5 protein-coding genes are annotated in these 4,074 nt (G+C 32.7%); 3 read left to right on the top strand and 2 right to left on the bottom strand.

What is annotated here, in order from left to right:
• The first annotated feature begins 106 nt into the window (after positions 1 to 106).
• Positions 107 to 394 (top strand): BrnT family toxin, encoded by a 288-nt coding sequence (locus HX005_RS19390; protein WP_286378565.1) that lies wholly within the window; start codon positions 107 to 109, stop codon positions 392 to 394.
• On the top strand, positions 381 to 695 hold the full coding sequence (locus HX005_RS19385; protein ID WP_286378564.1) for a BrnA antitoxin family protein: 315 nt from the start codon (positions 381 to 383) through the stop codon (positions 693 to 695). Before HX005_RS19390 ends, HX005_RS19385 begins: the two co-directional genes overlap by 14 nt.
• 49 nt (positions 696 to 744) lie before the next feature.
• Here the strand turns inward: HX005_RS19385 and HX005_RS19380 are convergent, their stop codons facing one another.
• Complete coding sequence (locus HX005_RS19380) at positions 745 to 1,446, bottom strand: hypothetical protein (protein ID WP_286378563.1); 702 nt, start codon at positions 1,444 to 1,446, stop codon at positions 745 to 747.
• 268 nt (positions 1,447 to 1,714) lie between these two features.
• On the opposite strand from HX005_RS19380, the gene HX005_RS19375 reads away from it, so the two are divergent.
• A complete protein-coding gene (locus HX005_RS19375) occupies positions 1,715 to 2,719 on the top strand; it encodes a DNA cytosine methyltransferase (protein ID WP_286378562.1) in 1,005 nt (334 codons plus the stop codon).
• Positions 2,720 to 2,754: 35 nt separating this feature from the next.
• Here HX005_RS19375 and HX005_RS19370 read toward each other — a convergent pair whose 3' ends face one another.
• Positions 2,755 to 3,645 (bottom strand): HaeIII family restriction endonuclease, encoded by an 891-nt coding sequence (locus tag HX005_RS19370; RefSeq protein WP_286378561.1) that lies wholly within the window; start codon positions 3,643 to 3,645, stop codon positions 2,755 to 2,757.
• Positions 3,646 to 4,074 lie beyond the last annotated feature (429 nt).

Here is a 4,074-nt window from a genome sequence, read left to right as displayed (position 1 = left end):
AGGTCTGATATCTTTTGCCTATAATTTTGACCAAAATTTCCACTTTTTGTCTTGTGTAATACAAAGATGTGATACATTATTGTATATACAAATTTGAATGTTTTTTATGGAACTGTATTTCGAATGGGACGAGGCGAAGAACCAAAAGAATCAGAAAAAGCATGATATCTCTTTCGAAACTGCAAGCCTTGTCTTTGATGATCCTCTAAGGATCTCAATTCAGGACAGACATACCGATGGCGAAGAACGTTGGCAGACCATTGGAAAAGTGAAAGGCGTACTAATGCTCTTAGTAACTCATACCATCTTTGATGAAGATGACTGTGAAATCATAAGAATCATTAGTGCAAGACAGGTCACTAAAGCGGAGCGCAATCAATATGAGCACGGTTAGATACTCACGCAAAGAACTAAATGAAAAATTTAGTGAGAAGCAAGATGCTGAAATTCAACGCTTGCTTGCTAAAGGCACGGTTCCTGATGATCAGCTAGATCTATCAGATATGCCTGAAATTACAGATTGGAGCAATGCTGTACGCCATAATCAATTCTATCGCCCAGTGAAGCAACAGACTTCCATTCGTTTAGATGCTGATGTACTTGCATGGTTTAAAGCTCAAGGCAAAGGTTATCAGACACGTATGAATGAAATCTTGCGGGATGCCATGCTAAAAGAATTAAAAAATCATCAATAAAAATGGGAGCTTAGGCTCCCATTTTTGACTGCGTATAACGCCCATTATGTTAAATGGGATTCCACATAACATCTCTACAAAAACTATTACTTAAGCCTAATTTACTCCCAAAATACATGAGATCCTTTTCTCTGTACTCTTGAGAATTACAAGTTTTTATTAAAAGTTTGGTGCATGCTGAATATAGATTTTCTTTATTAGTCTTAGACGGATTTGTTGCTAAAAATTCAGGTAATAAACTATGTAAATATTGTCCTTTTACACTGTTCGTTGCTAATAAAATTGAAAAATCTCTGTCAGATACTACTAAGTAATTTTCTTTGCAAAACTTTTTGATCAACTCTATTTTTTCTGGAGTCCAATTCTGATCATACTTTAGAGCAAAATACTTTAATAAATATAAATACGTTGTCGCATTTTCAACTTTACTATGTTCACTTTTTTTAATAATTTTTTCAGCAGGTTTAGACTTTTCCTCGTTTAAGATAGCAACCCATTTTTTATTATTACATTTAGGGCATGAATAACCTTTTTTTATAAGCCATTCTATAACTTCTTTAGAATAAGCAGCTATTCCTGTGCCACCAATTACTATAGCAATACAGATTGGCATGGCAAAGCCTGTTCCAGCAAAAAAGAAAGAAGTCCAAGCCCATATCCCAAACCCAGAAACTGAACCCCCTATAATTTTCAGTATTAATTCTTTATTTACTTCTTGTGTATGTCCACAACTTTCACAACGTATTTGCATGATTTAATAAAATTAAAAAGGATATTAACTAATATATCAAAGGTTTAAATCTACCAACAAATAATAAATTTTAACTTTAATTTCAGTAGATAAAGTGCATAGGTTTCATTATGAATATTTCCTAAAATTAACATAATACACCTTATGCGAAGTTGCACTTATGAATATTATCATAACGACAACCTAAGACATTTCTCTAAAAAAAGCTGGCCTTTTGATGCCAAAAATGTAAAAATTACATCTAAATATTCAACTGTGTTTTTCTAATATGTCTCTTAAAGTAGCTTCCTTCTTCTCTGGTGCAGGTGGTTTAGATCTTGGTTTTAAACAAGCAGGATTTGACATTATTTTTGCCAATGAATTTGATAAGGATATTTGGGCAACCTATGAGCATAATCATACCAACACAACTCTAGATACCCGTAGCATCACTTTGATTAATGAATCAGAAGTTCCAGACTGTGATGGTATTATTGGTGGACCACCATGCCAAAGCTGGAGTGAAGCTGGTTCTAGAAGGGGAATTGAGGATAAAAGAGGACAGTTATTCTTTGATTTCATTCGTATTTTAAATGCAAAAAAGCCTGCATTTTTCTTAGCAGAAAATGTTAGTGGTATGTTGGCACCTAGACATAAGGATGCACTAGAAAACATTAAAAATACCTTTCTGGAAGCTGGTTATGATTTGCACTTTAAGCTTCTCAATGCTGCTGACTTTGGTATTGCTCAAGATCGAAAACGAGTCATTTTCATTGGTTTTAGAACAGATTTGAATATTCACTATTCTTTTCCAGAAGAAACGAATGAAGTTCATTGTTTAGCAGATATTATTCAAGACCTTGAACATAATGCAGTTCCGGCTTTAAATAAATCAAAACCAAATCCAGAAGTAAATGTAGCAAATCATGAGTATATGACTGGCGGCTTTTCCTCAATGTATATGTCTCGAAATCGCGTTAGGACCTGGGATGAACCCTCATTTACGATTCAAGCTGGTGGTCGCCATGCTCCGATTCATCCTAGTGCACCCAAAATGATTAAGCTTGAACAAGATAAATTTATCTTTTCACCAAAGGGTGAATATAGACGTTTAAGTGTACGAGAATGTGCCCGGATTCAAAGTTTTCCAGACGATTTTATTTTTAAATATTCAGATGTAAATCATGGATATAAAATGATTGGAAATGCCGTAAATGTTGATTTTGCTAAGATTCTAGCAGAAAGTATTATGAATGCATTGAATCAGTCTAAAGCTATATTAAAAGCAAGCTGAAAAAAACGTGAAGCGATAGCTTCACGTTTTTCTTTTTAAAATGAGATAGACCGTTGAGGTACAGGTGCATTATCCATATCTACCACTGAATCAAATTTCAAACTTAATGATTTTCCAAGTAAAAATCTCGAACTGGCTGTATGTAATCTCATATCTAAAATAAAATTATTATTAAACTTCACAATTAAGTGCCCATTATCAGGATGAATATAGGCATTAATTACAGCAGTTGCATCAGCTACCGAAGTAAAGTCTTTAATCATAATTGTTCTAGTTTTTGGATATACTGCAACTTTTTCAAAAGTTGTATTTCCAACTAAAAATTTAAAATATTTTTTTATAGCAGCTTCATCTGCATATTCTAAAAGATATTTTTTAACTAAATTACAGACATCGCTATATAGATTTGTGATTAAGCTAGGATCTCTTTCTTTTACTAATCTAAACAGATAGTTATCATTTTCCTTATCGCTAAGTAATACTTTTGAATGAAAACGTTCATAAATAGTATTTAGGTCTTTACGGTATTGTGCATCAAGTTCTTTATCTAATATGCCTAATTGATTTTTAATTAGTGCTGCTGGTCTTTGGTGCTTACAAGCATCATGGTTATGTTTTAAAGAAATATTTCGAACCGATTTATCTTTGTAAATTATTCGAATATCTGTAACATCACCTTGTTTAGCAGCTGTATCTTTAAGTCTTTCAATAGAATCAATATCTTGAACTGAAATTTCTTGAATATAGCGTATAGAAAATTCTGAAAAATCTTTTTGTTGCCCTACTGGTAATTCATAAAAATGAACTAGATCTCTAATTTGATCATTTTTTGTTGATCCAATTAGATGAATGTTCAAATTTTGCTGAGTTATTACTTCTACTAATCTTGCTTCTAAAGCACGACCATTATCATTGGACTTTGACATGTGCTATATCCTTAATAAAAATGGAGATAGTTTCTACTATTTTCTAGGATAATTCAGATTTATATTAAGATTAAATATCCCATAAAAAATTTTATGCAATAAAAAACCCCGACATCCTGTCGGGGTTTTTTACATATTTGATGCTTTGGTCTGACTCCTGTCGAACCTGCATATCCGTTGCTGTCTTTTCTTATTGTTGTCTGGAGCATCCTGCTCGCTATGGGTTCATGATAGAAAATTAGAGGGAATCTGCCTATTCGCCAATACCTTAAAATGTTGTACGTTGTGGCTTACAAAGCTTAAAAATTATCCTTAGATTTATCCGCACATTTTGTGGATATTTTAACCACTATAAGTCTTGATTGAATTCAGAAAAAGTTAAAATTGTTCATTTTTTAACCTATTTTATAGGCAAAAAATGACAATTTC

Origin of the sequence: Acinetobacter sp. R933-2, from assembly GCF_030325485.1 — a bacterium.
GTDB classification, from domain to species: Bacteria; Pseudomonadota; Gammaproteobacteria; order Pseudomonadales; family Moraxellaceae; genus Acinetobacter; species Acinetobacter sichuanensis.
This window is presented reverse-complemented; position numbering and strand designations above follow the sequence as displayed.

Bases quoted from the DNA above. Each gene is read 5' to 3' on its own strand.
- HX005_RS19390 (WP_286378565.1), top strand. From the start codon at position 107: ATGGAACTGTATTTCGAATGGGACGAGGCGAAGAACCAAAAGAATCAG.
- HX005_RS19385 (WP_286378564.1), top strand. From the start codon at position 381: ATGAGCACGGTTAGATACTCACGCAAAGAACTAAATGAAAAATTTAGT.
- HX005_RS19380 (WP_286378563.1), bottom strand. From the start codon at position 1,446: ATGCAAATACGTTGTGAAAGTTGTGGACATACACAAGAAGTAAATAAA.
- HX005_RS19375 (WP_286378562.1), top strand. From the start codon at position 1,715: ATGTCTCTTAAAGTAGCTTCCTTCTTCTCTGGTGCAGGTGGTTTAGAT.
- HX005_RS19370 (WP_286378561.1), bottom strand. From the start codon at position 3,645: ATGTCAAAGTCCAATGATAATGGTCGTGCTTTAGAAGCAAGATTAGTA.